Source organism: Natrinema halophilum (assembly GCF_013402815.2).
In the GTDB taxonomy this organism is placed as follows: Archaea; Halobacteriota; Halobacteria; order Halobacteriales; family Natrialbaceae; genus Natrinema; species Natrinema halophilum.
In genome coordinates, this window is the sequence record NZ_CP058601.1 from 96251 (window position 1) to 120129 (window position 23879).

Sequence of the window (23879 nt, forward strand, 5' to 3'; positions counted from 1 at the left end):
CGTTCTCGAGAACGTGCCCATCTACTGCGGTGGTGCGGTGGTGTCAGTCCGTCTGCGGAATCGACTGCGCGCCCAGCGCAAACGCGACGACGGCCACGACGGCGAGGATCGCCAGGTTGGAGACGACGGGATCGAAGCCGGCTATGTCAGTCGTCTCAGCGCCCGCGAACGTCGCAGCCCGCACGCCCCGGGCGAAGTAGGTTAGCGGCGAGAGGTTCACGAGCGGTCCGAACCAGTTGGGGAGTTGGTCGAGCGAGATGAACGTCTCGGAGAGGAACAACAGCGGGAGTCCGATCGCGTTACTGGCGGCGACCGCGCCGTCCTGCGAATCGGTGTAGCTACCGAGCATCGCGCCGACGCCACAGAAGCAGACGACACCGATCAAGATGTACGGTATCAGTAGCACCGAGAAGGCAATTTCCGCGCCCGTTAAGACGATAACGAGACCGAGTATGAGAAGACTCGCCAGCCCGATGATGACGGCGTTAACGACCGTCTGAGCCAGCAGCCACTCCCCGCGAGAGAGCGGCGTCGTCGCGAGTTTTTCGAATCGACTCCCCTCCCGGTGGCGTGCCACCTCGCTTCCCATCCGAGACAGGGGGGTAAAGAGGACGACAACTGCGAGATAGCCGGGTACGTAGTAGGCGGGCGGCTCCGTAAACAGCCCCTCTCCCGTCGGGTCCGTCCGAACCAGCGCCCCGAAGATGACGATCAGGATCACCGGGAAGAAGAAGGTGAAAAAAACTGCGGTCCGCCGGCGGACGAACGACCGCCAGCCCGCACTGGTCTCTGCTCGCACGCGACTTGTTCGGCTCACGCGGTCTCACCCGTCCGCGCGAGATCCGTCTCACCGACTCCGCCATCCCGTCCCTCGAACCGATCGGTCCGTTCGTGTTCTGTTGGCTCCGCCAGCGTGAGATACACGTCTTCGAGGTCGGGCTCGGTCCACGAGAGTTCGGTATAGGTGATGGTTCGGTCCTCGAGGTAATCGACGACCGTCCCGATTTCGGCGGGTTCGATGTTGCGAACGACGACGGCGTTACCCGGAGCCCGGCCACGGTCGTGTTCCGGCCGTTCGACCGGGTGATCGAGGTCAGCGAACGCCTCGAGGTCAGCCCCTGTTTCGATCGCGAGGCGGCTCGAGCCGCCGTGTTCGCGGACGAGCTCTGCCGGTGTTCCCTGCGCAACGAGACGTCCGTCGGCGAGCAGCCCGACTCGGTCGGCGAGTCGTTCCGCTTCGGCCATATCGTGAGTCGTCAGGATGACGGTCGTCCCGCCCTCGGTGAGTTCCTCGATCAGCCGCCAGACGGTGCGGCGGCCGGCGGGATCGATACCGGTCGTCGGCTCGTCGAGAAAGAGGAGATCCGGGTCGTTGACCAGTGTAGAGCCGACACAGACCCGACGCTGTTGGCCACCGGAGAGCTCTTCGTACCAGGTATCGCCGGAATCGGCGAGGCCGACAGCCGCAAGAACGGCGTCGGAATCGCGTGCGTCGTCGTAGAGTCCGGCGTAGTAGGAAAGCAGTTCGCGGGCGCTGAGCCGTCCCGGCGGCGAAAACTCCTGTGGGAGAACGCCGATTCGGCTGCGATCGACGGCCGTGGGCGAGTTGCCGAGGATCCGTGCCGTACCGTCGTCCGGCTCAGTCGTCCCCGTCAGCGCACGCACGAGGGTCGTTTTCCCGGCCCCGTTCGGGCCGATCAGGGCGAAGACTTCGCCGCGCTCGACCGAGAGTGAAGCTCCAGCCAGCGCATCGGTCTCGCCGTAGGACTTCTCGAGGTCTGTCGCTTCGACTACGGCTGTCATACAGGTAATTTCCGAGCGGTGCTGGTAAGGAGTTCGATTTCGGGAGTCGTCGAATCTTGTCGAGACACTGACCGACGTTTCGGTGGCGGCCGGGAGCCAGTCGAGTACCCGGTTCACTGTCGCTTGAGTTCGGCGGCGTCAGACGACTGCTCCAGTTCGGTGGTATCGACCAGCTCGATTCCCGTCATCTCGAATCGCGCACCGCCGTCGTCGGCGTCTGTCACCGCGATCGACCACCCGTGGGCGACGACGATGTCCCGGACGATCGCGAGGCCGAACCCGGTTCCGTCGTTGGCCGTGGTGTATCCTTCGTCGAGCACTGACTCCTTCTCATCGTCAGGGATCCCACAGCCGTTATCTTGGACGTAGAATCCGTTTCTGCCCTCACCGTTACTGTCGTCCCCGGCATCCGATTTCTGGGCATCCTCGAGCCGACCGACGCGAACGGTCAGGTTCGCGTGTTCGTCGTCAGCTGCCACGTCGCTGGGCATTCCGTGTTCCATGCTGTTCCGGAACAGGTTCTCGAAGACGTTCAAGAGGCGGTCCCGATCGGACACCACCCCACACTCGTCCTCGACGACGAGCGTCGCGGTTTCCGTCTCGACGTTTGCCCACGCCTGCTCGGCAACGGCTGTGAGACTGACTGTCTCGGTCTCCGTTATCGCCTTTCCTTGCCGTGCGAGCGCGAGTGCATCCTCGATGATGTTTTCCATCCGATCGTGAGACCGCGCTACTTCCTCGAGGTACTCGACGCGGACGGTCACTTCCTCGGGCGCATCGCCCGTCTCTCGTTCGCCATCGGCCGACCCATCGACGCCGGTCAGCATCGTCTCGAGATAACCCTGAGCGACGTTTAACGGATTTCGGAGATCGTGAGAGACGATACTCGCGAACTGGTCGAGGCGCTCGTTCTGGTGTTCAAGTTGGTCTCGCTGGAGTTCGAGTTCCCGTTCCCGTGCCCGGAGCTGCTCCTCGCGACGCTTTTGCTCGGTGATGTCGTGGAGTAGGACCACGTGTCCAGCAGGCTCATCGTCCGACCCAATTGCCGAGATCCGAACGTCGTAACACAACTCGTTGTCGCCGATTCGAATCCATACTTCTTCCCGAACTTCGTCGACCGGTTCCGATCCGTCGAGAATTCCGTCGAGTTCACCGGCCTGAACCACTGCTTCGGACTGGATGATCTCCGCGATATGTTTGCCGACCGGGCGATTGCTTCCTATCATTTTCTTTGCGGTCGCGTTGATGTCAACGACCCGATCGTTCTCGTCCAGAACGAGGATCCCGTTATCGACCGCTTCGACGATGAAGTCCCTCGCAAGTGGAACCACGTCCCCGTATCGCGAACTCAGTATCGAGAGGATGCGATCGACTGGGATCAATCTGGCGAACCTGATGCTGGTGGTCCCGAGAAAGAGCAGGATGCCTAACCCGAGATTCGCAAACGGTAACAGCATGAAGTGCGGAAATGGACTCTTCTGTACGGCCGATAGGACCGTAGCCGACACGAGACCGGCGGCAAAGACGAATATGACGAACGAGATCCGTCGATAGACGTTTCGCGAGCGCAAGACCTTCAGAAAGAGAAGTCCGCAGTAGACGGCTGCGATCGCGTACGATAGCGCGAAGTATGCGTAGGCACCTGGCCCCCATTGGTATTCGAGGACACGGTATGAGCCGTAATCGATGTAGTCGAGAAAACGGTACGTGCCGTAATCGATGTGGGTGTCGACGAGGACGAGTCCGTGCACGTCGTTCGTCATCGTGAGGACGAGCACCGCGGCAGGAAACGCGAAGAGAACTCCGAGTCGGCGGCGGGTAAGCCACTCGCCGCGACCGGTGAAATGGAGGGTGAAACCCGTTGCGAAAACGATCAGTAACGGAATGGTTGCCAAGAACACTTGCAACCAGAACAGCTTCAGACCCTTCGAGACACTCGAGACGGTCAGAACCGTCAGGAGAGCCCACAGTGCGCTCGTTGCCTGCGCGAACATCGACCAGGTCTCGACCGGCCCCGATCGGTGTCGCCACGCGATAGTCGCGCCAGCGATACCGATGAGTGTCGCCAGCGCAAGCGGGACCGTATATGGCGTCAGTTGCCACGTCATAGGGGGAACGACTGTCTCCTGTAGAATGCGCTTCACGACTGTATAAAGACGGTGGCCATCCGACAGCATGCGTCGGATTCCTTCTCGGGTCGCGAACGATCGATGCGGCTCCGTTCGCGGTTCGATCGGCCCGGCCGGGTCCTGCCCTCGCAGGCTCAACCGTTACCCCCCAATTCGTCGTAGTGGATCGGGAATGACCCAGCTCGGCTACACCCTCTCGAGCGAGGAGTTCGGTCCGGTAGCACTGGTCGACATCGCACGACGGGCCGAAGAGGTCGGCTTCGATTTCGTCTCCATTTCGGACCACTTCCACCCCTGGGTTTCGGCCCAGGGAGAATCTCCGTTCGTCTGGTCGACGCTCGGCGGCATCGCGACGGTGACCGACGACATCGAGGTCGGCGTCGGCGTTACCTGTCCGACGACGCGGATTCATCCGGTCAACGTTGCCCACGCCGTCGCCACCGTCGACGAGATGCTCGGCGACCGCTTTACGTTCGGCGTCGGCACCGGCGAAAACCTGAACGAACACGTCACCGGTGAGCGCTGGCCCGAACATGACGTTCGCCTCGAGAAGCTCGACGAGGCGATGGACGTAATGACGCAACTGTGGACGGGCGAGACGACGAGCCACCACGGCGACCACTACACGGTCGAGAACGCGCGTCTCTACACCGTTCCAGACGAGCAGCCGACGACGATCGCGAGCGCCTTCGGGCCACAGACCGCCCGATGGACGGCCGAACATGCCGACGGTCTCTGGTGTTCCGGGCCGAAAGAGACACCGGTCGACGCCTACGAGGGGGCCGGCGGCGACGGGCCGACGTACACGCAACTCCACGGCTGCTACGCGGAAACCGAGGAGGAAGCGATCGACACCATCTACGAACAGTGGCCGAACGGCTCGATTCCGGGGGAACTCGGACAGGAGCTGTCGACACCGGCGCATTTCGAGCAGGCTGCGCAGATGGTCGATCGGGAGGACATCGCCGAAGCCGGGACGACCACGGACCCCGACCCGCAGGCCCACATCGATAGCATCGAACAGGCGACCGACGCGGGCTACGACCACGTCTACGTCCATCAGATCGGCCCCGAGCAGGAGATGGCACTCGAGTTCTACGCAGAGGAGGTCTTGCCGTCGTTCTGATCAGTCGGTCGCGAGCGCGACGAACCGATTGATCGCGTCGTCGCTTCCCGCGACGATCAGAGTGTCGTCCTCGCGGACCACGAATTCTGGACCGAGATCGGTCAGCAACTCGTCGCCGCGCTCGGCCGCGACGATCGTACACCCGGTCCGTGCTCGCAAGTCGACGTCGCCGAGGCTCTGGCCGGCGATCCGCGGCGCGGACGTCCGGACGAGTTCGAACTGCGTCTCAGGCGTGAGAATCTCCTCGTCCTCGATCAGCACCGACGCGAGCATCCGACCGGTCACCGTCGACAGTGAGAGGACGTACTCCGCACCGGCACGGTAGAGCTTCGGAATGTTCTCGGTCTCGTTGGCCCGTGCGATTATCTCGACGTCGGGTGCTACCTGTTTCAGGACGAGCGTCGCGTAGATCGTCGTCGCGTCGTCGTCCACCGTGAGAATGATCGACCGCGATTCGTCGACGCCGGCGGATTCGAGGTCTTCTTCGTCGGTGACGTCCCCAATGATATCGACACCCGGCACGTCTGCGTGATCGATGATACAGGTCGATACGCCGTCGGTCGTCAGGGTCTCCGCCGCGGTATGGCCGACGATGCCGTACCCTCCGACGATGACGCGATCCTGACGATGTTGCAAGGTTGACACCGTCCTCGCTTTCAGTTCGGAGAGGTCGTCGCGGCGGCCGGCGACGAGAAGGATCGTGTTGCCGTCGATCCGGTGGTCGGTGCCGGGAACGGCCACGAACTCGCCGTTGAACCACGCGCCGATGACGGTAATCCCCATCCGGTCTCGAATACCCGACTCCGGAATCGTCTGTCCGACGAGGTCGCTGTACTCCTGGACGAGCAATTCGGTCACCGCCAGATCTTCGCTCAACTCGATCGTATCGTGGAGTTCGGCCGAGACGGTCGTCGTCGCCTTCTTCGCGAGGCTCTGACCGAGGACCCGCCGCGGGTGAACGACTTCGTCGGCGCCGGCGTACCGGTGGTAACTCTCGACATCGACGTCCTCGACGACGCTGACGATCCGAAGATCGCTCGAGAGTTCCCGTGCGGTGAGGATCACCATCGCGTTAGTCTCGTCGTCGATGTCGGTAACGAGCGCGCGGGCATCCTCGGCGTTCGCCGCGCGAAGCGTGTCCTCCTGATCGAGTTCGCCGTAGATGGCGCTGGTTCCTTCGTTGTCGAGGCCGACGACGAGTTCGGGATCGTCGTCGATGAACACGTACGGGATGTTCGCCGCATCGAGTTCCTGGGCGAGCACGTCGGATCGCGGCGTGTGCGAGCAGATGACGACGTGATCGGTAAGGTCAGTTTCCTCCGGGGGTCGGTCCTCGAGGGCTTCCTGAAACAGCGGGACGACGATCAGCGGGAGCGCGAGGAAGACGAGCGAAACGCCGGTGAGGATCATGCCGATCACGAAGAGATTCATCACAGTGCTATCCCATGGCGCGTCCCCCCCGAATCCGACCGTCGTAAGGGTCTCGATGACGGTCTGGACAGATTCGATGTACGTCTTGTCTACCCCCTCGAAGGCAGCCATCCCCAGCTGGTAGAGTTTCGCGTACACCGCCACGAGCCCGAGAACGGCGACCACTGAGAGCACGATTCGCCGCCACCAGTTGTTCATCACCGGTACGTGACTTCCGAAGGGTTTGTAGCTTCGGAAACGTCGAACGGACTGCTTGGAGTACGTTCCTCGAGTCGATTCAGTCAGTAGGTTCGACTGATATCGGAGACCGCCTCCCGATGAATTTTCACGAACCGTGGGCGTCCACAGACACGGAGACTGGCACAAAGACGATCTCACTGGCGGACGATGCGCTGGAACGACTCCGTGCTGAAAAGCCGGAAAATGAGGGGTTCAGCGACGTCGTTCGCTGGTGACGGACGGGACGACACTCGAGGATTGCCGCTGACGGACGGGACGACACTCGAGGACTGCCGCTGACAGACGGGACGACACTCGAGGACTGCCGCTGACGGACGGGACGACACTCGAGGACTGGTACAGTGTCCTGGACGACGAAAGGGGAAACGAACTGGATGAGATCGTCGTACGGCGGCGAAAGGAGGGAACAGACGAACAGTGAAAGCGAGTCAGGTGGATCGCGGGCGTGCCCGAATGATCATCGACACCTCATTTCTCATCGACGCGCTACGAGGTGAGGGGACGAGCAAAAGGCGGGTCGATCGCTCGACGAGCGCGCCACGGCGCGGATGAGTTCGGTGACGGTGATGGAACTCTGGGAAGGAATTCACCTCGCAAATTCGACCGAGGGTGAACGACGGAAGGCAAAGAGCCTCCTTCAGCAGGGTCGAGAACTGCCGTTCGTTCGAGACTGGGAAACGGTTGCCGGAGAAATCAGTGTGTCACTGTACCGAGACGGAGACTCCGATCGGGAACGCCGTCGGTGACCGCTGTCATCGCCCTCGTTCACGACGTCCCCATCGTAACTAACGACGTCGATTACTTCGAACGGGTCGACGATCTCGACATTCTTACGCACTGACCGACTCGAAATGATCGCCGCTTCCCTACTCGTTTTGATTCTCGCGGTCGAATCCAGTCGCATGGAGTATACGACGCTCGGCGAGACGGGGACGACGGTCTCGAGGCTCTGTTTCGGCACCTGGCGATTCGGAAAGGAGAGCGACGGAACCGTCGAAACCAACCGCGAGGATGCGCGAGAGTTGCTCGATGCGGCCTGGGACGCCGGCATCAACTTCATCGACACCGCGAACGTCTATGGCGATCCGGACGGGACGAGCGAGCGGTGGATCGGCGAATGGCTCGCGGACCGCGACCATCATCGCGAGGACCTCGTCATCGCCTCGAAGGTTTACTTCCCCTTTAACGGCCGGGGTGATCCGGGACCGAACGACTCCGGGCTCGGCCGGAAGCACATCCGCGCCCAGATCGAGGGGACCCTCGAGCGACTCGGTACGGATTATCTCGACCTCTACTACATCCACCGCTGGGACGAGGACACGCCGATCCGGGAGACCCTCCGGACGCTCACGGAACTCGTCAGCGAGGGGAAAGTCCACTACCTCGGGGCCTCGAGCATGGCCGCCTGGAAGCTCACGAAGGCGCTGTGGGAAAGCGACGTCGAGAACCTCGAGCGCTTCGACGTCACCCAGCCGATGTTCAACGCGGCCGACACGGACGACGTCGGGGACTATCTCGACGTCTGCGCCGATCAAGATATCGCCGTCTGTCCGTACTCGCCGCTCGCCGGCGGGTTCCTCACCGGCAAGTACGAGCGCGCTGCTGACGGAACCGTCGTCGCGCCCGACGGTTCGCGCGGTACTCTCTCCGATCTCTTCGAGGACCGCTACACCAGCGAGACTGCCTGGAACGTCCTCGAGGCCGTCGAATCGGTGGCCGACGAGGTCGGTGCCACGCCCGCGCAGGTGTCGCTGCGGTGGCTGATGGATCAGGACCGCTTTCCGTGCGTGCCGATCGTCGGCGCACGGACGACGGATCAACTCGAGGAGAACGTCGGCGCAGTCGGACTCGATCTTTCCCCCGCGCAGTTAGAGCGGATCGACGCGGCGCGTGGCACGGACGACGGCAACTATCGCTGAGCACGCCACTCCTTACCGGTGTGACGTTCCCATTCAGTCGGATCTCTCCAGACGTTTATTACTATTGGATCCTAGGCCAACGTGATGACACAGAAGAGGGTCACTTCCAGACGACGGATGCTCGAGCTAACAGGTGTTGCAGCGTCGACAGCGTTTATCGCCGGCTGCGGTGATAATGGCGGTAACGGCGGCAATGGCGGTAACGGTGGTAACGACGACGGCGGCGTGGAGATCGATCCCGGCACGCAGATCGAGTTCGACGGGCAGACGTCCGGCTGGCTCGGCATCGCACCCGACTCGATCGCAGACGAGGAGAATCCGACGCTCATCCTCCAGAAGGGTGAAACATACGAGATCGGCTGGACGACCGGCGACGGCAATCCGCACAATATCGCAATCTATGATGAAAACGACGAAGTAATCGACGACCTCGTGACCGAGCAAGCGGCTGAACCCGGTGACGATCAGTGGCTGGAGTTCGAGGCCAGCAGCGAAATGGTTACGTACATCTGCGAGGTCCATCCGAATACGATGGTCGCCGATATTCAAGTCGAATAGCAGTAGTGACGACGGTATCATAGCCACTGGGACGATTGACACAGGGTCGATGATCGCACCTGTTTCTCATACCGAACCGGGCAAATCGTCCGTCTTCAGTATACAAGCAGCGCGGAGCCCCTTCCTCAACGAGGAGCGCAGGAGATCGAAGAACTGAAGCGCAGTCCGAAAGCGAAGACGGAGCCAGCTCCGACACCTTACAGCGGTGCAGTTGTGGGTTCAGTCCCGAGGACAACCGACTCTCACAGGATACCTTCGCGAGTCTCAAATGCGGCTACCAGAATCACGACGACTACGACGCTGCCAAGAACGTGGCAGTCCGGTACTGTCGGCGGCTACTCCGTCGCAACCAGACTGGCTGCGGCGGAGGCACATCGGTAAACATCGTGCTGAATGGCAGGACCATGACTGTGACCGTGTAAGCACTCAAGACCCTGAGACGGAAGCCAGGTCGCCCTGGGCCACCGTCGGTGGCCACAACGGGAGTCCACGTCAAAATTTCGTCCTCAACGGAGCCAGGTCGCCAGACCGAGCGAAGTAGGGGAGGTAGTGTACTAGCTATGGGATTGACGCGTACAGCAAATTGTCGTTCCCCGGTTCGCCTGAAATCGAGCGGTGACGAACTACCTGGTCTGTTTGTGCTGAGCGGATACGTGTGTCCCACGTTTTTCGGAGGTCGCCGAGAACTTGTGCCCGCTTCGCATTCTGTGAGACCGCGGATCGTGCGGAGATCGCAACTGCCTCGCGTTTGCTCGTCTCCGAAACGACGAAGCCGTTTCGAACGTCCTCGCTCGGGTAGGCAGGGCTTGCCCCTGTCTCCGGCTATCTGTTTCACCCATCCTACTTCACTGTCGACCGTCGGTCGTCGGCTCGAGCCCGATCCGATAGTCGGTCAGGTTCTCGTACCCGTCTTCGGTGACAACCACGAGGTCTTCGATGCGAACGCCGCCGACTGCCGGGTCGTAGATGCCCGGTTCGATCGAAATTACGTGGCCCGGCTCGAGGTCGCCGCCGGCAGGCGAGACGCTCGGCTGCTCGTGGATGTCGAGCCCGACGCCGTGTCCGGTGCTGTGGATGAACCCGGTCTCTGCGTTCGGATCGCTCCGGAGCGTCTCGTAGCCCGCGTCTTCGATCACGTCGCAGGCCGCGTCGTGGACCGCGGCTCCGGTGACGCCTGCCTCGACGGTCTCCAGAGCGGCCTCGTAGGCACCTCGTGTGACTTCGTAGCGTCGACGAGCCTCCTCACCGGGGTCGCCGCGGGCGAACGTTCGAGTCATGTCTGCAAAGTAGCCGGTCTCCTTGTCCCGCGGGAAGATATCGATCACGATCAACTCGTCGGCTCTGAGCGGGCCGCTGCCCCTGTCGTGGGGATCTGCGCCGTCGGCACCGCAGGCGACGATCGTTTCGTCCAGTCCGCAGCCGCGTCGCAACAGGGTGATCTCGATTTCCTCCGTAACGCGCTCGCTGGTCAGGGGCTCGCCGTCGCTGACGAGGACGCCGCCCTCGATGTCCGCGGTCGCGATCAATTCCTCGGCTCGGGCCATCGCCGCCTCGTTGGCCCGCTGGCTCGTCCGAATCTGTTCGACCTCCCACTCTGTTTTCGTCGAGCGGATGCTCGTCACGATTCCGTCCGGCTCGACCGTCACCTCGTGACCGCGCTCTCGCAGTCCGTCTGCGGTTCCCGTCGGGAAGGTTCGCGGCACGGCGATCGACTGATTGTCGTGATCCGAGAGAAATGCTGACAGCGTTCGGATTTCACCTTCGTACTGGCCGTGTTCGGCGACCAGTTGCTGGTACTCGTAGTCGGCGCGGCGGGTAACCGTGTCTGCGTTCGCTTCCGACTTCGCGCGACTGTACTCGAGGCCGGAGACGAGCAGGTGAACGCCGTCTCTGGTCACCAGCGTCTGGTACGGGTCGGGAGCGGTAAAGCCTGACACGTACCGCTGGTCCGAGTCCGAGGCGTCGTCGTCGATCAGGTACCCGTCCAGACCGGTTTCCGTGAGATATTCGCGAAGCGACGAGAGATCAACGTCGATATTCATACGCAGGTATCGTAAGGGCGGCTACATAATCCCGATGTTCCAGCCCCTCCTCCGTAGATTCAAACCAGTATCTTTATGAATAAAGTTAGTATTCTCACATGTATGGATCGTCGACAGTTATTAGTAACGGTGGCCGCAGTCGGGGTTACCGGCTGTGAGAGTACCCCAGCCAGTGATGACACGGACGGTGAGCGGCCGCGGAGCGACGCCCTCATCGAGGCCGCGATCGAGACGCGCCGTCATATGAACGATCTCGCGGCCCGTCGAACCATGACGATCGACGCACCCGACGAAACGGTCGAGCGGGTCGAACGTATCGCACGAGTACCGCCGGCCAAACAGCGTATCGAGGTGGTCGAATCGACCGATCCCGACGTCCCCGCCGGTTCGGTCACCGTAACGAACCGGGCGACGACGTGGGAGTATAATCCGACGACCGAAACGGTGGACAAACAGTATCATCCGAACAAGGTCGACACCGACGGGGTCCGACTCGTTCTCGAGGACCTACTGGCGGACCACGAACTCAGCTACGAGGGGACGGAGACGGTCGACGGCCGCACGGCACACGTTATCGAAACGGTGCCGCCGATTGACGACGTCGGGCCGTCCGTCGACCTCGTCGTCGGGGATACGACGTTCGTCGTCCCGTTGCGAGCGAGCGGCGATTCCGAGGCGATGGACGTTTCCAGGACCGTCTGGATCGACGACGAACATCGGTATCCGATCAAAGAGCGGAATACGGTCAGCGAAGACGGTGAGATCCGCCACGATCTGATCGTTACATACGAGGATCTCTCGATCGATCACGGGCTTCCGTCGGGGACGTTCACGTACGACCCGCCGAAAGATGCGACCGTCGTCACCGACGGCCCGAAGCCCGAGGGGGTCTTCGAGTCCACGACTGCCGCTGAGGAAATCGTCCCCTACGACCTGCCGGGCCCTGCGGTGCCCGACTCGTACGACCTCGATCGGGTTACGGTGGTCGAGCGCAAGCCGACGTTCGGCGGAACGGTTGCGACCCTCTGGTACAACGATCCAACCGTGATCGCGAAAGAACTCTTCGTGACCGTCCGGGAAACACAGCGATTCGACCCAGACGCCCTCGAGCAGATCGAATTCGACGGACACACGGCCTACCGTCGCGATGGGCGGATACAGAGCGTCTTCTGGACCTGCGACGACCTGAGCTACGAGGTCTCGAGCCTCGTCGACGAGTCGCCGTTGCTCGAGGTCGCGTCGTCGATCGGCTGTTCGTCGCTCGGTTGATCGACCCTCCGTTGGCTGCCGTATTTCTGCGTATTTTGCACTCGATGCACCAGAGGTAGTATCCGATAATAGCAGTAGTTATGAGTTGAGACACGTCGACTTGAAGCCGGAAGCCTGCCTCCAGAACCAGGGCCGGCGCGCAAACGCCCCGGGGTGCTAAGACCATCCGAGGCCTGGCTTCCAAACCCGAGAGGGTCCAGGAGCCATGCTTCCATTCATTCCAACGAGATATAAACGTCCCGCACAGCAGCAGAATCGCAAGACGAAGGCAGCTTTCGCTCCGGAATTCACAGTGGGTGAAACTGAGAGCAGTGGCCACTATGAGTAGCGATGGAGATGCTAGTACCGACGAGTCATCGTCGCTTCCCGACAGTCCGCGCTGCGGACATCTGGTGACCACAATTACGACCATTGGCTCCGAGACCGGCACCGTCAGACCCTGTGGCTGCTCGGTGACGCCTGATCATTGCAAAGCGCAGGTATCGGACCGATGGCGACAGGTAGGGGCGGGTCTCGAGCGGGTCGAGACGCCGACTCGAACCGCGGGGGGTGAACCGAGCCCCGAAACGCGACTCGGGCGGTTTTTCGGGTTCAGGGGCCGAGTCCGTGGATACAGTGGCGACCGAATCGTTCGTGGTTCGCGCCCGCGGAGACTACGCGAGGAGGTTCTGTAGCGTCAGGACGACGAAGAGTGCGATCACCGCTTCGGAGATGATCCACGAGTTGTCGTTCATCCAATCGCGGATCACCGGGAGCGCGGCTTCCGCTCGCTCGCCGAGTACGAACACGCCGAGCGACGGAAGCGCCAGGATGAAAAGCGTGAGCAGGACGAACCCTGTCGCGTCCGTGACCGGGTCGTCGTTCGCCGCGAGGTAGGTTCCGACGCTCACCGAGGTGACGATGTCGGTTGGGAAAAAGCCCAACAGCAGAAACCCCAGTCGGAACGAGAACCGCGGCGTCGCTGTGGTCAACCTGCCAATCCACGCCGGTGGTTCCGACACGTTCCGCTTCCGGTAGGTCGTCACTGCCGCGTAGAGCAGGAGGACGAGGACGGCGAGATACAGCAGTTGTTTTGTGCTCGCCCCAAGCAGGCCGCCACCGTCACCGAGGCTGGTTCCGAGGAGGTACGCGACGACGATGATGAGACTAATCGAGAGGAACGCGCCGAAAACGTACGCCGTCGAGTTCGCGCGCCACTGTTCGGTCGTGGCGAGGAAGATGGGGGAGAGTATCTGTGGCCCCGCGATCATCACGATTGCCAACGGGAGAACTTCGAGGAGACTCACGGCTCGTGTGTACGGCGATCCGATCCGATGTGCTGACCTGACCCCCTCTTTCCGCACCCGTCTTTGGTTGTCACCTTCATCGCGGTTCTCTACAGAACGGTTGTAAGACGTCGACGTCAATTAATGTGACCTAGGTTACACAAGGAGTATTTCCCGGTATCGTACAGGTACTGCGCTCGCGTGCGGTTGTTCGGCCGGTGCTCGGACCCAGCACTGCAGCGAGCGCGCCGCCGTATTCCCGACGAGTGACTCGATCGACGATGTATCGCGACCATCATTGACGGTCAGGATAGTCGTCCTACGGTCTCGAGAGCCGAGCCTCGCTCGAAGTGGCCGTCTTTTTCAGCCTGACGTCACGTACCGACGTTCCGGCCGAAACGATAACCCGGTCGTGCGCCGGCAGAGGCGGACTCTCGTGTCGGCCCGTGTCACCCAGTTCCGATGTCGGTCCGGTCTGGTTCGGACGGGGGAACGTCCTCCCGATCCCCGACGTTCTCGACGAACTCGTCAAGCGTGTGTTCGGGTTCGATTTCGACGCGCTCACGCTCGGGGTCTGCCAAGACCGGGAGGATCAGTCTGATGAACGTTACGATAAACAGCATCAGGAACGGGCCGAGGAAGATCCCGTACCAGCCAAACAGCGGCGGGCCGAAGAGGTACGCGAACATGACCAGCCCGGTGTTAAGCAACCGGCCGGAGAGGTACGGTCGGATGTACGTCCGGACGAGGTTGTCAAACGCGACGATCATGACCGCGAGGAACACGAGCGGAAACCAGAGCAGTCGCGGATCAGCCGTCGCCGCCTGAACCGCGAGAGTCCCGGCGATCGCAAAGTAGACGATCGACCGGCCCACGAGCGGGACGAGCGTGAAGAGGCCGGTAACGACGGCGAAAAGCACTGCCGACGGGATCGCCAGGTTGCCGGGTGCGACGGCGTTGAACAGGGTGTAGATGAGCGCCGAAAGTACGATAACCGCGAAGATCGTCATCGTGTACCCGAAGTAGATCGACCCCAGCCCACGGTCGACGGCCGAGAGGTATTCGGTCCCCAGACTACCCTCGCCGAACACGTTCGATTCGAACCAGCCGGCGATATCCCGGTCGCTAATCAGCAGGAAGAACGCGATCAGCAGCGAGATGAACATATTGAACAGCGTCGCGCCGATCGCACTAACTGCGCCACCGACGGAACCGAACAGATTCTGGACAGACGGGTCCTGTATCAGTACGACCGACGTATCGTACACCTCAGAGGGCGTGGTCGGGAGATCCGAAATCTGAATCGGTAACTGCGCGAGGAGCCTGTCGACCGGCAGGTCCGCGACCGCCGTCACCAGTTGCCCGAGTGCAACGAGCAACACCGCGGCGATCACCACCACGATCGGGATGACGATCAGGAGCAGCGTCAATACGGCGACGAGCGTCGGCGAAGCGATGTGCCGCTCGAGCCGTCGGGTCAGCGGTCTCGCGACGTAGTAAATGAACAGCCCGAAGACGAGCCACGGGAGATACTGGTCGACGACGAGTCCCAGCACGCCAAGCAACGCGATCCCCAGGGCCCACCATCCGACGCGTTGGTGAGCCGCCCAGACGCGGACGTTTTGCATCGGCGAATCGGCTTCGTCCATGGGTGGCGGTAGCACGGGAATAGTCGTAACGAAATTGCATCCTCAGGTTGAATATCCCGTCTGTATCACTGTCGACTCGCCGTAACTCCTCCCAGTGCAAACCGTCATCGAACTGACCGGATCGAGTAGAGGCAGTCCGGGAAACCGACGTCTGGCGCGATTGATCCGCCGTCGGGACGGTGATCGTATCGGACCGAGGATGAGACAGTTCGGGGATCGGTATCGGTAAGGCGAGGCCGCTCTACAGACCGAGCATGAACGTCACTATCACGCCCTCGAGCGTCGCCGGAACGGCGCGGGCACCACCGTCGAAGAGCTACACACACCGGGCTATTCTGGCGGCGGGGTACGCCGACGGGGCGACTGTCCGCGACGCGCTCTGGAGCGCGGATACGCAAGCGACCGCCCGTGCAGTGGGTCTGTTCGGCGGCGACGTCGATCGGCGGGACGACGATACCCTCGCAGTCACGGGCTTCGGCGGACGACCCGACGTCCCAGCGGACGTTATCGACTGTGCAAACAGCGGCACGACGATGCGACTCGTCACCGCTGCGGCGGCGCTGGCCGACGGGACCTCGGTGCTGACCGGCGACGAGTCGCTGCGCTCGCGGCCCCAGGGGCCGCTGCTCGAGGCCCTCTCCGACCTCGAAGCGACGGCGTACAGCAGCCGCGGGAACGGCCAGGCGCCACTGATCGTCACCGGTCCGCTAGCCGGCGGCGAGGTGTCGATCCCCGGCGACGTTTCCTCGCAGTACATCACCGCCCTGTTGATGGCCGGCGCGGTCACGGACGAGGGAATCTCGATCGACCTCGAGACGGAACTCAAGTCCGCACCGTACGTCGACGTGACCCTCGAGGTCCTCGACGATTTCGGGGTCGACGCCCGAGAGACGGAAGCCGGGTTCGCCGTCGAAGGAGGACAATCCTACGCGCCTGCGGGCGGCGAGTATGCGGTTCCCGGCGACTTCTCGTCGATCTCGTATCCCCTTGCAGCCGGGGTGATCGCCGGCGACGAGAGCGAGGGCGTTCGCATCGAGGGTGCACACCCGAGCGCGCAAGGCGACAGCGCCATCGTCGATATCGTCGAGCGGATGGGAGCGCAGGTGGACTGGAACCGCGAACAGGGGACGATCGACGTTTCGGGGGCACCGCTCTCCGGAATCGAAGTCTCGGTCGAGGACACGCCCGATCTGCTGCCGACGATCGCGACGCTCGGTGCGGTGGCTGACGGCGACACCCGCATCGTCGACGCCGAGCACGTCCGGTACAAGGAGACTGACCGAGTGAGTGCGATGGCCGAAGAACTGGGGAGGATGGGCGTGGAGACGACGGAGAAACGCGATTCGCTGACGATCCACGGAAGCGACTCCCGACTCGAGGGAGCCGCCGTCTCGGGGCGCGATGATCACCGGATCATCATGGCGCTTTCGCTGGCGGGGCTGGTCGCCGACGGCGAGACGACCGTCGAGGGAGCCGATCACGTCGACGTCTCCTTCCCCGGCTTCTTCGGCATGCTCGAGGAGTTGGGCGTCGGACTCGAGCGACAGGAGTAGCGCACCAATCCGCGAGGTCGTCTCCGCCGTTTTTCCGATACAACGATCCTTAGAATATCGATCTGTTACTTTCCGGAGACCGTATCTATTTACGACCACAAGAGATTGTGCCAAACAATGTCGGGAAATACGCCGGTGATCGTTAGCGCTGTAAGAACGGCACAGGGGAAAGAAGACGGTGCACTTGCGGACATTCGGAGCGAGGATCTCTCGATTCCGCTGGTCAACCAGATGCTCGCCGAGACCGGTCTCTCCGGTGACGACGTCGATGATCTGATGTGGGGTTGTGCCCAGCAGCGCTCCGAGCAGCGGACGAACATCGCACGGCAGATCGCGCTCTTCTCCGAGCTCGGTGAGTCGGTCCCCGCGACGACCGTCGATCGGCAATGTGCCTCCTCCGCGCAGGCAATCATCAGCGCCGCAGATTCGATCGCTGCGGGGCGCCAATCGGCCGTCATCGCCGGTGGCGTCGAGAGCATGAGCCGCGTCAAGATGGGGGGCGGCGACAGCGGCGATGTGTATCCCGGTCTCGAGGAGAGATACGGGATGCGAAATCTGGCGATGGGAATGACGGCCGAGAAGGTCGCCGAGAAGTACGGCGTCTCCCGCGAGGAACAGGACGAATACGGTGCGCGCAGCCAACGACGTGCGGTCGAAGCCACCGAGGAAGGCAGATTCGACGACGAGATCGTCCCGATCGAGACCGACGACGGCGTCCACGACGAAGACGAAGGGCTGCGTCCCGGCACGACCCCGGAAACGCTCGCCGAACTGCCGACGGTCTTCAAAGAGGACGGGACGGTCACGCCCGGTAACGCCTCTCAGATCGCCGACGGTGCCGCCGGCGTGATGCTCACCAGCCGCGAACTTGCCGACGAACACGACCTCGAAATCCTCGCAGCGGTTGGAACCAGCTACGTTGCAGGCGTCGATCCGACGATCATGGGCGTCGGACCCGTTCCCGCGACAGAGGGCCTGCTCGAGCGCGCCGGCCGCGATATCGACGACTACGGGCTCGTCGAGATCAACGAGGCGTTTGCCAGCCAGACGCTGTACTCCCAGCGCGAACTTGGCATTCCGGACGACCGACTCAACGTCAATGGCGGCGCAATCGCGATCGGCCATCCGCTTGGCTGTTCCGGCGCCCGCCTGCCGGTGACGCTCGTCCACGAAATGAACCGTCGCGGCGTCGACCGCGGAATCGCCACGGAATGCGTCGGCTTCGGTCAGGGAGCGGCGATCGAGTTCGAACTCCCCTGAGACGGCCGAACGAGGCTTTGTGGTCCAGATCGTGCGAGGGCGGGACATGCGGTTCGACGCAAACGGAGTGAGCGAGATCCGAAATCGGAGACGGGGAGCAACGCCCCCTCGAGAGACGATTCGGGGCTGACTGTTCGCAATCGGATTCACAGACGTCTCGACCGGCGCCGCCGACGCTTACTCGACGGCGTACGTCCTTTCCAGATACGAAACGAGATCACCGACCAGCTCCTGATCGTACGTCCAGAACCCGTAGAATTCTCCGTCTTGCCGCTCCTCGGCGAGCAACGCGCAGGCTTCCAGTTCGTTGCCGCCGCCGTCGAAAACCACGAACCAGTACTCTCCCAGCTCGCCTCCCGGTTCCGAGACGACCGACACGCCATCGGCGACCGGTGCGTCCCACTCGTCGTCGAAGAAGATCCTCACCGCGAGCGATCCGCGGCTCCCCAGACGATCGTAGACGTCGGCCTGTACGGCGAAGGCCGTCGCCCGTTCGAACCCGGAATATAGCGTACCGGTGCCGACGCGCCACGCTCGCTCTTCGATCTCGCGAGCCGTCGCCAGCATTTGGCGGCGACTGTACGAGGTGAATAGCGTGTTCTCGAGGAAATCGAACAGATCCGATCGATCCTCGTCGGTTTCGGCGAGTTCCCACGGTGGATGGACCTGCGGTGATAGGATCGCTTGGAACTGATCGATTCCGAGCGCGCCGCGGAACTCGTCGTCGGCGTCTCTGACGATCACGAATCCGGCGTCGTCGAGCGACCCGATCGATCGATGGACGACGTCGACGTTTCGCGTCTCGAACTGCCGTCGGAGTGCGTCACTGACTGCGTCGTCATCGGTGTGGACTTCGAGCGTCTTCCGCCGGCGTTCGACTGCCTCGACGAACTCTCCGAGCGAGCTCATGGCGGTCGATCGGTCACCCCCAGGGCATCGGCCACCGCGTTTGGGATGTCGGTCCCGGTGACTGCGTTCGTTTCGGTTTCGAATGTGATGAACCCCAGCGCCTCGATCCTGGGGAGGATCGCGTGATAGAGATGCGTTCGAATCTGGTTTCGATCGGCCGGCGCCGCGATCGTCGATTCATTGGTGGCGTCCTTCGCGGCAATCACGTCGGCGAGGTCCTCGAGCGTTGGCGTCGGATTGTCGATGAGGTAGACGACCGCGTAGCGGGCGTGGCGGTCGGCGAACAGACGTAGTACGTCGTCGACCGGAAGCTCGTCGGCCGCCGCGCGCAGCGCGAACAGATCAGGTTCGAACTGCTCGTCGTCCATTGAGAAATCTACGTGACCGACACTGAAATACCTGTACGCGGTGATCGAAACGACTCGCGGAACCTGCGTCCGCGGCTCCTGTCCGAATCCTGCAGGGCTAAGTGTCCGCGTCCCAGAGAACCGATAATGAACGGCAACCGCTTCGGTCGCCTCTTTCAGGTGACCACGTTCGGCGAGAGCCACGGGGAGGCGATGGGCTGTACCGTTTCGGGCTGTCCCGCCGGCCTCGAACTCTCGGAAGAGGACATTCAGGAGGATCTCGACCGCCGAAAGCCGGGCCAGTCGATGATCACGACCAGCCGCGGCGAACCCGACGCGGTCTCGATCAAATCCGGGATACAGGACGGCTACACGACCGGGACGCCGATCGGGATGGTCATTCAGAACAAAGACGCACGCTCGGGCAAATACGAGCCCTTTATCACTGCCCCGCGACCGAGCCACGGCGACTTCACGTACTCGGCCAAATTCGGCACGCGTAACTGGGGCGGCGGCGGCCGTTCCTCGGCCCGCGAGACCGTCAACTGGGTCGCCGCGGGTGCGATCGCGAAGAAACTCCTCGAGCGAAACGGGATAGAACTCAAGGCACACGTCAACCAGATCGGCGACGTCGAAGCCCCCGAAGTGAGCTTCGAGGAGATCGTTGAACGCTCGGAGGAAAACGACGTGCGATGTGCCCACCCCGAGACGGCCGAAGCGATGCAGGACCTGATCGCGGACTACCAGGAGGAAGGGGACTCTATCGGCGGAAGTATCTACTTCGAGGCTCGAGGTGTCCCAGTCGGACTCGGCGCACCCCGGTTCGACTCGCTGTCGGCCCGCCTCGGGCAGGCGATGATGGCGGTCCCGGCGACGACGGCCTTCGAATTCGGCCTTGGACGAGAGGCGCGGGAGTGGACGGGCAAGGAGCGCAACGACGACTGGGAGTTCGACGATGACGGAAACCCGGTGCCAGTCGAGAACGACCACGGCGGCATTCAGGGCGGTATATCGTCAGGAGAGCCGATCTACGGCGAAGTTACGTTGCACGCCCCCACGTCGATTCCGAAGACTCAGCAGACCGCAGACTGGGAGACCGGCGAACTCAAAGAAGAGAAGGTCATCGGCCGTCACGATCCCGTCCTCCCGCCCCGTGGCGTCCCCGTCGTCGAGGCGATGCTCGCGCTGACGCTGGTCGACTTCATGCTACTCGCCGGTCGCCTTAACCCGGACCGTCTCGACGATCAGCCGGGCGAGTACGACACGGACTATCACCCGAGCAGCCCCCGAAACGAGTAGTCCGATCCGGCTGTCGAACCGACGGGCGGAGTGCAGGGACCGACGATCGGTAGCTCGGGGTTGATACCTGGCGCGAACTCGTGCCCGTGAGCGACCGATCTCGGCCGTCCCGGACGCAACGACGGTTCTGTAAGCGAAACAACTAACCCGATTCCCGTGGTCGACGACCTATGCGGGATTTTCACGTTCATTCAAATTACTCGGATGGCGACTTCCTCAGGGGGATGGTTCGAGCCGCCAAATCGGCCGGCCTCGAGGGTGTCGGCTTTGCTGACCACTGCAACGTGGCCTCGCGCGAACGCCACGAATCGATGCGGAGCGTCTACGGCTTCAATCTCGATCTCACTCACGAGCGTCGGCGTCAGGGAATCGAACGGCTCCGGACGGATTTCGATCTCGAGATCTACGACGCCGTCGAGATGGACTACGATCCGCGAGACGAGGCCGCTATCGAGGAGTTTCTTCTGGAGGCAGGATTCGATTACGCGATCGGGAGCGTCCACGACGTCGATGGGAGAAACGTACAGATCACAGCCCATTTCACGGAAATGACCGAGGCCGAGCGAGACGGTGTCGTCGACGACTACTTCGAAAAATTGATCGCACTCGTCGAATCGGAATTGTTCGGCATTGCGGCTCACGCAGATTTACTCGAGCGAACCCCTCCGTTGCGGGGTCGAGCGACCGAAGAGCAGTATCACCGTGTGGCCCGGGCATTCGCCGATTCACGGACCGTTCCCGAGATAAACGCCGGTCGAGCGCTGACCGATGCAGACGTCGTCCATCCGTCGGACCCCTTCCTGTCCGTTCTCCGGGAACACGACGTGGCCGTAACCGTCGGTACCGACTCGCACCGCCCGTCCGATATACCCGAACGCGCTGATTTTCTCGCTGAATTCGTCGAGGAAGCCGGGCTCGAGCCGGTCGAACCGGACGGAATCGACCGTAGTCGGTGACGCGATCCGGTTCGTCATAAACTGGAAGAAACAGCATACTGGTTCTCGAAGAATGTAATGGTCTTTCGCCTCAAATGTGGCAATTATAATGGTCGTCCACACATATTCTTAAATGGATGTCCATTCTTCACGAAAGATCCTTGGTAATCTATAGCAAAGGCTTTAGGTCCGGTAGTCCGAAAATCCACGTACGGTTGGCCACTGGCCACTGATCCACCTATGAGTAGCGACGAACTTATCTGGCGAATCGCGGGCGGTTCCGGTGACGGAATCGACTCGACGAGTCAGAACTTCGCCAAGGCGCTGATGCGCTCGGGGCTCGACGTATTTACCCATCGACACTACCCGTCGCGAATTCGCGGCGGCCACACGTACGTCGAAATTCGGGCCGCAGACCACGAGGTACAGTCACGCGGAGACGGCTACAACTTCCTGCTGGCACTGGGTGATTCGTTCGCCCGGAACCCCCAGGAAGAGGCCTACTACGGCAACGAGGAGATCAAACCCCTTTCCGAGAACCTGGACGATCTCCGCGAAGGCGGGATCATCGTCTACGACGAGGGGCTCATCGGCGAGGAAGACGTCGCGGACATCGATCTGGAGGCACGCGCCGAGGAGAACAACTGGCACGTCTTCCCGATGGACCTTCGGGGGCTCGCACGGGAACACGGCCGCGAAGTCATGCGCAATACCGCCGGTGTCGGGGTGACGGCGGCGTTGCTCGAGATGGACCTCGATCACATTGAAGACCTGATGTCCGACGCGATGGGCGGGGACGTCCTCGAGTCGAACCTCGAAATTCTTCACGAGGCGTACGACACCGTCGCCGAAGAGTACGACTTCGATCACGACCTGCGCGCGCCGGAAGGCTCCCACGAGACCGAGCAAGCGCTGCTGTCGGGTTCGAACGCGATCGCGTACGGCGCGATCGACGCCGGCTGCCGATTCATCGCCGGTTACCCGATGACGCCGTGGACGGACGTGTTCACCATTCTCAGCCAGAACTTCCCCGACATGGGCGGCGTCTCCGAGCAGGTCGAAGACGAGATCGCCGCCGCGGCACTCGCGGTCGGTGCGAGCCACGCCGGGGCGAAGGCCATGTCCGGTTCGTCGGGCGGCGGGTTCGCCCTGATGTCCGAACCGCTCGGCCTCGCAGAGATGACCGAGACTCCAATCGTCCTAGTCGAGTCGATGCGCGCCGGTCCTTCGACCGGGATGCCGACGAAACCCGAACAGGGCGACCTCGAGTTCGTCCTCTACACCAGCCAGGGCGACTCTTCGCGGGTCGTCTTCGCACCCGGCAACATCGAGGAAGCCTACGATCAGACCAGACTCGCCTTCAAGATTGCATGGGACTACCAGATCCCGACGATTATCATCTACGACCAGAAGCTCTCGGGCGAGAACACGAACGTCGACGTCGAGTTCTTCGACCGGGAACCCGAGCCCGATCTGGGGTCGACGATGACCGAGGAGGAACTCCGGGAGGCCGCCCACGACGCGAGCGGGAAATTCAAACGGTTCAACTACGACGACGCCGAGAAAGGCGTCAGCCCTCGTTCGCTTCCCGGCCAGCAAGGCGGGCGCTTCCTCGCGACCGGCAACGAACACAGCCCGGTCGGCCACATCAGCGAGGACCCCGACAACCGCGTCTTCCAGATGGATCGCCGTCTCGAGAAACTCGACCACATCCGCGAGGAACTTACCGAAGAACACGCGTCCAACCAGACCACCTTCGGCGACGAGACGGCCGAGTACGGTATCATCACCTGGGGTTCGTCACAGGGTGCAGTCGCGGAAGCCGTCGAGCGGCTCAACGGGAACGGCTACGCCGTCAAGGGACTCAGCGTCTCCGACATGATGCCGTTCCCCGAAGCCGAAGTGACCGACTTCCTAGAGAGCGTCGACGAGGCGATGGTCGTCGAGATGAACGCCACCGCTCAGTTCCGCGGGCTGATCCAGAAAGAACTGGGCCGGTTCGGCGACAAAATGACCAGTTTGCTGAAGTACAACGGCAACCCCTTCGAACCCGCCGAGATCGTCGAGGGATACGAAGTCAATCTCGAAGGAGAAGACCGCCAGCCAAGCGCACAGGTACGAATCGAACCAGCCGCAGGTGACTAA

Annotated in this window: 20 protein-coding genes; 11 read left to right on the top strand and 9 right to left on the bottom strand. The window is 62.2% G+C overall.

Annotated elements, in window-relative coordinates:
• Positions 1 to 43: 43 nt before the first annotated feature.
• The 3 genes from HYG82_RS21285 to HYG82_RS21295 all read right to left on the bottom strand — a co-directional run bounded on the left by HYG82_RS21285 (position 44) and on the right by HYG82_RS21295 (position 3911).
• Positions 44 to 817, bottom strand: coding sequence for an ABC transporter permease (locus HYG82_RS21285; protein WP_179259163.1), 774 nt, complete (start codon positions 815 to 817; stop codon positions 44 to 46).
• Complete coding sequence (locus HYG82_RS21290; protein ID WP_179259164.1) at positions 814 to 1803, bottom strand: ABC transporter ATP-binding protein; 990 nt, start codon at positions 1801 to 1803, stop codon at positions 814 to 816. The genes HYG82_RS21285 and HYG82_RS21290 overlap by 4 nt, the downstream gene beginning before the upstream one ends.
• A 113-nt stretch (positions 1804 to 1916) precedes the next feature.
• A complete protein-coding gene (locus tag HYG82_RS21295; protein ID WP_179259165.1) occupies positions 1917 to 3911 on the bottom strand; it encodes a histidine kinase N-terminal 7TM domain-containing protein in 1995 nt (664 codons plus the stop codon).
• 193 nt (positions 3912 to 4104) lie between these two features.
• Between HYG82_RS21295 and HYG82_RS21300 the strand changes: the two genes are divergently transcribed.
• On the top strand, positions 4105 to 5058 hold the full coding sequence (locus tag HYG82_RS21300; protein WP_179259166.1) for a TIGR03557 family F420-dependent LLM class oxidoreductase: 954 nt from the start codon (positions 4105 to 4107) through the stop codon (positions 5056 to 5058).
• On the opposite strand, the gene HYG82_RS21305 is transcribed toward HYG82_RS21300, so the two are convergent.
• Entirely contained in the window at positions 5059 to 6687 is a 1629-nt protein-coding gene (locus HYG82_RS21305) for a potassium channel family protein (protein ID WP_179259167.1), read from the bottom strand. It abuts the gene before it with no gap.
• Between the two features lie 119 nt (positions 6688 to 6806).
• On the opposite strand from HYG82_RS21305, the gene HYG82_RS21310 reads away from it, so the two are divergent.
• The 4 genes from HYG82_RS21310 to HYG82_RS21325 all read left to right on the top strand — a co-directional run bounded on the left by HYG82_RS21310 (position 6807) and on the right by HYG82_RS21325 (position 9206).
• Positions 6807 to 6944, top strand: coding sequence for an antitoxin VapB family protein (locus HYG82_RS21310; protein WP_179259168.1), 138 nt, complete (start codon positions 6807 to 6809; stop codon positions 6942 to 6944).
• 351 nt (positions 6945 to 7295) lie between these two features.
• Positions 7296 to 7475, top strand: coding sequence for a PIN domain-containing protein (locus HYG82_RS21315; RefSeq protein ID WP_235217779.1), 180 nt, complete (start codon positions 7296 to 7298; stop codon positions 7473 to 7475).
• Positions 7476 to 7631: 156 nt separating this feature from the next.
• Entirely contained in the window at positions 7632 to 8648 is a 1017-nt protein-coding gene (locus HYG82_RS21320; protein WP_179259170.1) for an aldo/keto reductase, read from the top strand.
• 117 nt (positions 8649 to 8765) lie between these two features.
• Positions 8766 to 9206, top strand: a complete 441-nt coding sequence (locus HYG82_RS21325; protein WP_179264286.1) for a cupredoxin domain-containing protein — start codon at positions 8766 to 8768, stop codon at positions 9204 to 9206.
• Positions 9207 to 10051: 845 nt separating this feature from the next.
• Here HYG82_RS21325 and HYG82_RS21330 read toward each other — a convergent pair.
• Positions 10052 to 11248 carry a M24 family metallopeptidase gene (locus HYG82_RS21330; RefSeq protein WP_179259171.1) on the bottom strand — a complete coding sequence of 399 codons (1197 nt, stop codon included), beginning with the start codon at positions 11246 to 11248 and terminating at the stop codon, positions 10052 to 10054.
• Between the two features lie 102 nt (positions 11249 to 11350).
• Between HYG82_RS21330 and HYG82_RS21335 the strand changes: the two genes are divergently transcribed.
• Positions 11351 to 12517: a LolA family protein gene (locus HYG82_RS21335; protein WP_179259172.1), complete on the top strand. Its 1167-nt coding sequence runs from the start codon at positions 11351 to 11353 to the stop codon at positions 12515 to 12517.
• 653 nt (positions 12518 to 13170) lie between these two features.
• On the opposite strand, the gene HYG82_RS21340 is transcribed toward HYG82_RS21335, so the two are convergent.
• Positions 13171 to 13803, bottom strand: coding sequence for a GAP family protein (locus tag HYG82_RS21340; protein ID WP_179259173.1), 633 nt, complete (start codon positions 13801 to 13803; stop codon positions 13171 to 13173).
• Between the two features lie 428 nt (positions 13804 to 14231).
• The gene (locus HYG82_RS21345; RefSeq protein WP_179259174.1) at positions 14232 to 15431 is read right to left on the bottom strand and encodes an AI-2E family transporter; all 1200 of its coding nucleotides are present in this window, start codon (positions 15429 to 15431) and stop codon (positions 14232 to 14234) included.
• Positions 15432 to 15685: 254 nt separating this feature from the next.
• On the opposite strand from HYG82_RS21345, the gene aroA reads away from it, so the two are divergent.
• Positions 15686 to 16984 carry a 3-phosphoshikimate 1-carboxyvinyltransferase gene (gene aroA / locus HYG82_RS21350; RefSeq protein WP_179259175.1) on the top strand — a complete coding sequence of 433 codons (1299 nt, stop codon included), beginning with the start codon at positions 15686 to 15688 and terminating at the stop codon, positions 16982 to 16984.
• Between the two features lie 117 nt (positions 16985 to 17101).
• A complete protein-coding gene (locus HYG82_RS21355) occupies positions 17102 to 18244 on the top strand; it encodes a thiolase family protein (protein WP_179259176.1) in 1143 nt (380 codons plus the stop codon).
• Positions 18245 to 18421: 177 nt separating this feature from the next.
• Here HYG82_RS21355 and HYG82_RS21360 read toward each other — a convergent pair whose 3' ends face one another.
• Both HYG82_RS21360 and HYG82_RS21365 read right to left on the bottom strand, forming a co-directional pair.
• Positions 18422 to 19153 carry a histidine kinase gene (locus tag HYG82_RS21360; RefSeq protein WP_179259177.1) on the bottom strand — a complete coding sequence of 244 codons (732 nt, stop codon included), beginning with the start codon at positions 19151 to 19153 and terminating at the stop codon, positions 18422 to 18424.
• A complete protein-coding gene (locus HYG82_RS21365; RefSeq protein WP_179259178.1) occupies positions 19150 to 19521 on the bottom strand; it encodes a DUF7344 domain-containing protein in 372 nt (123 codons plus the stop codon). Before HYG82_RS21365 ends, HYG82_RS21360 begins: the two co-directional genes overlap by 4 nt.
• Before the next feature lie 126 nt (positions 19522 to 19647).
• Between HYG82_RS21365 and aroC the strand changes: the two genes are divergently transcribed.
• The 3 genes from aroC to HYG82_RS21380 all read left to right on the top strand — a co-directional run bounded on the left by aroC (position 19648) and on the right by HYG82_RS21380 (position 23879).
• Positions 19648 to 20799, top strand: coding sequence for a chorismate synthase (gene aroC / locus HYG82_RS21370; protein ID WP_179259179.1), 1152 nt, complete (start codon positions 19648 to 19650; stop codon positions 20797 to 20799).
• Between the two features lie 170 nt (positions 20800 to 20969).
• Positions 20970 to 21755 (top strand): PHP domain-containing protein, encoded by a 786-nt coding sequence (locus tag HYG82_RS21375; RefSeq protein ID WP_179259180.1) that lies wholly within the window; start codon positions 20970 to 20972, stop codon positions 21753 to 21755.
• 219 nt (positions 21756 to 21974) lie between these two features.
• Entirely contained in the window at positions 21975 to 23879 is a 1905-nt protein-coding gene (locus tag HYG82_RS21380; protein ID WP_179259181.1) for a 2-oxoacid:acceptor oxidoreductase subunit alpha, read from the top strand.

Coding starts and splice junctions, on each gene's coding strand:
- HYG82_RS21380 (WP_179259181.1), top strand. CDS start 21,975: ATGAGTAGCGACGAACTTATCTGGCGAATCGCGGGCGGTTCCGGTGAC.
- HYG82_RS21290 (WP_179259164.1), bottom strand. CDS start 1,803: ATGACAGCCGTAGTCGAAGCGACAGACCTCGAGAAGTCCTACGGCGAG.
- HYG82_RS21375 (WP_179259180.1), top strand. CDS start 20,970: ATGCGGGATTTTCACGTTCATTCAAATTACTCGGATGGCGACTTCCTC.
- HYG82_RS21300 (WP_179259166.1), top strand. CDS start 4,105: ATGACCCAGCTCGGCTACACCCTCTCGAGCGAGGAGTTCGGTCCGGTA.
- HYG82_RS21360 (WP_179259177.1), bottom strand. CDS start 19,153: ATGAGCTCGCTCGGAGAGTTCGTCGAGGCAGTCGAACGCCGGCGGAAG.
- aroC (WP_179259179.1), top strand. CDS start 19,648: ATGAACGGCAACCGCTTCGGTCGCCTCTTTCAGGTGACCACGTTCGGC.
- HYG82_RS21365 (WP_179259178.1), bottom strand. CDS start 19,521: ATGGACGACGAGCAGTTCGAACCTGATCTGTTCGCGCTGCGCGCGGCG.
- aroA (WP_179259175.1), top strand. CDS start 15,686: ATGAACGTCACTATCACGCCCTCGAGCGTCGCCGGAACGGCGCGGGCA.
- HYG82_RS21330 (WP_179259171.1), bottom strand. CDS start 11,248: ATGAATATCGACGTTGATCTCTCGTCGCTTCGCGAATATCTCACGGAA.
- HYG82_RS21325 (WP_179264286.1), top strand. CDS start 8,766: ATGCTCGAGCTAACAGGTGTTGCAGCGTCGACAGCGTTTATCGCCGGC.
- HYG82_RS21320 (WP_179259170.1), top strand. CDS start 7,632: ATGGAGTATACGACGCTCGGCGAGACGGGGACGACGGTCTCGAGGCTC.
- HYG82_RS21355 (WP_179259176.1), top strand. CDS start 17,102: ATGTCGGGAAATACGCCGGTGATCGTTAGCGCTGTAAGAACGGCACAG.
- HYG82_RS21345 (WP_179259174.1), bottom strand. CDS start 15,431: ATGGACGAAGCCGATTCGCCGATGCAAAACGTCCGCGTCTGGGCGGCT.
- HYG82_RS21295 (WP_179259165.1), bottom strand. CDS start 3,911: ATGACGTGGCAACTGACGCCATATACGGTCCCGCTTGCGCTGGCGACA.
- HYG82_RS21315 (WP_235217779.1), top strand. CDS start 7,296: ATGGAACTCTGGGAAGGAATTCACCTCGCAAATTCGACCGAGGGTGAA.
- HYG82_RS21335 (WP_179259172.1), top strand. CDS start 11,351: ATGGATCGTCGACAGTTATTAGTAACGGTGGCCGCAGTCGGGGTTACC.
- HYG82_RS21310 (WP_179259168.1), top strand. CDS start 6,807: ATGAATTTTCACGAACCGTGGGCGTCCACAGACACGGAGACTGGCACA.
- HYG82_RS21305 (WP_179259167.1), bottom strand. CDS start 6,687: ATGAACAACTGGTGGCGGCGAATCGTGCTCTCAGTGGTCGCCGTTCTC.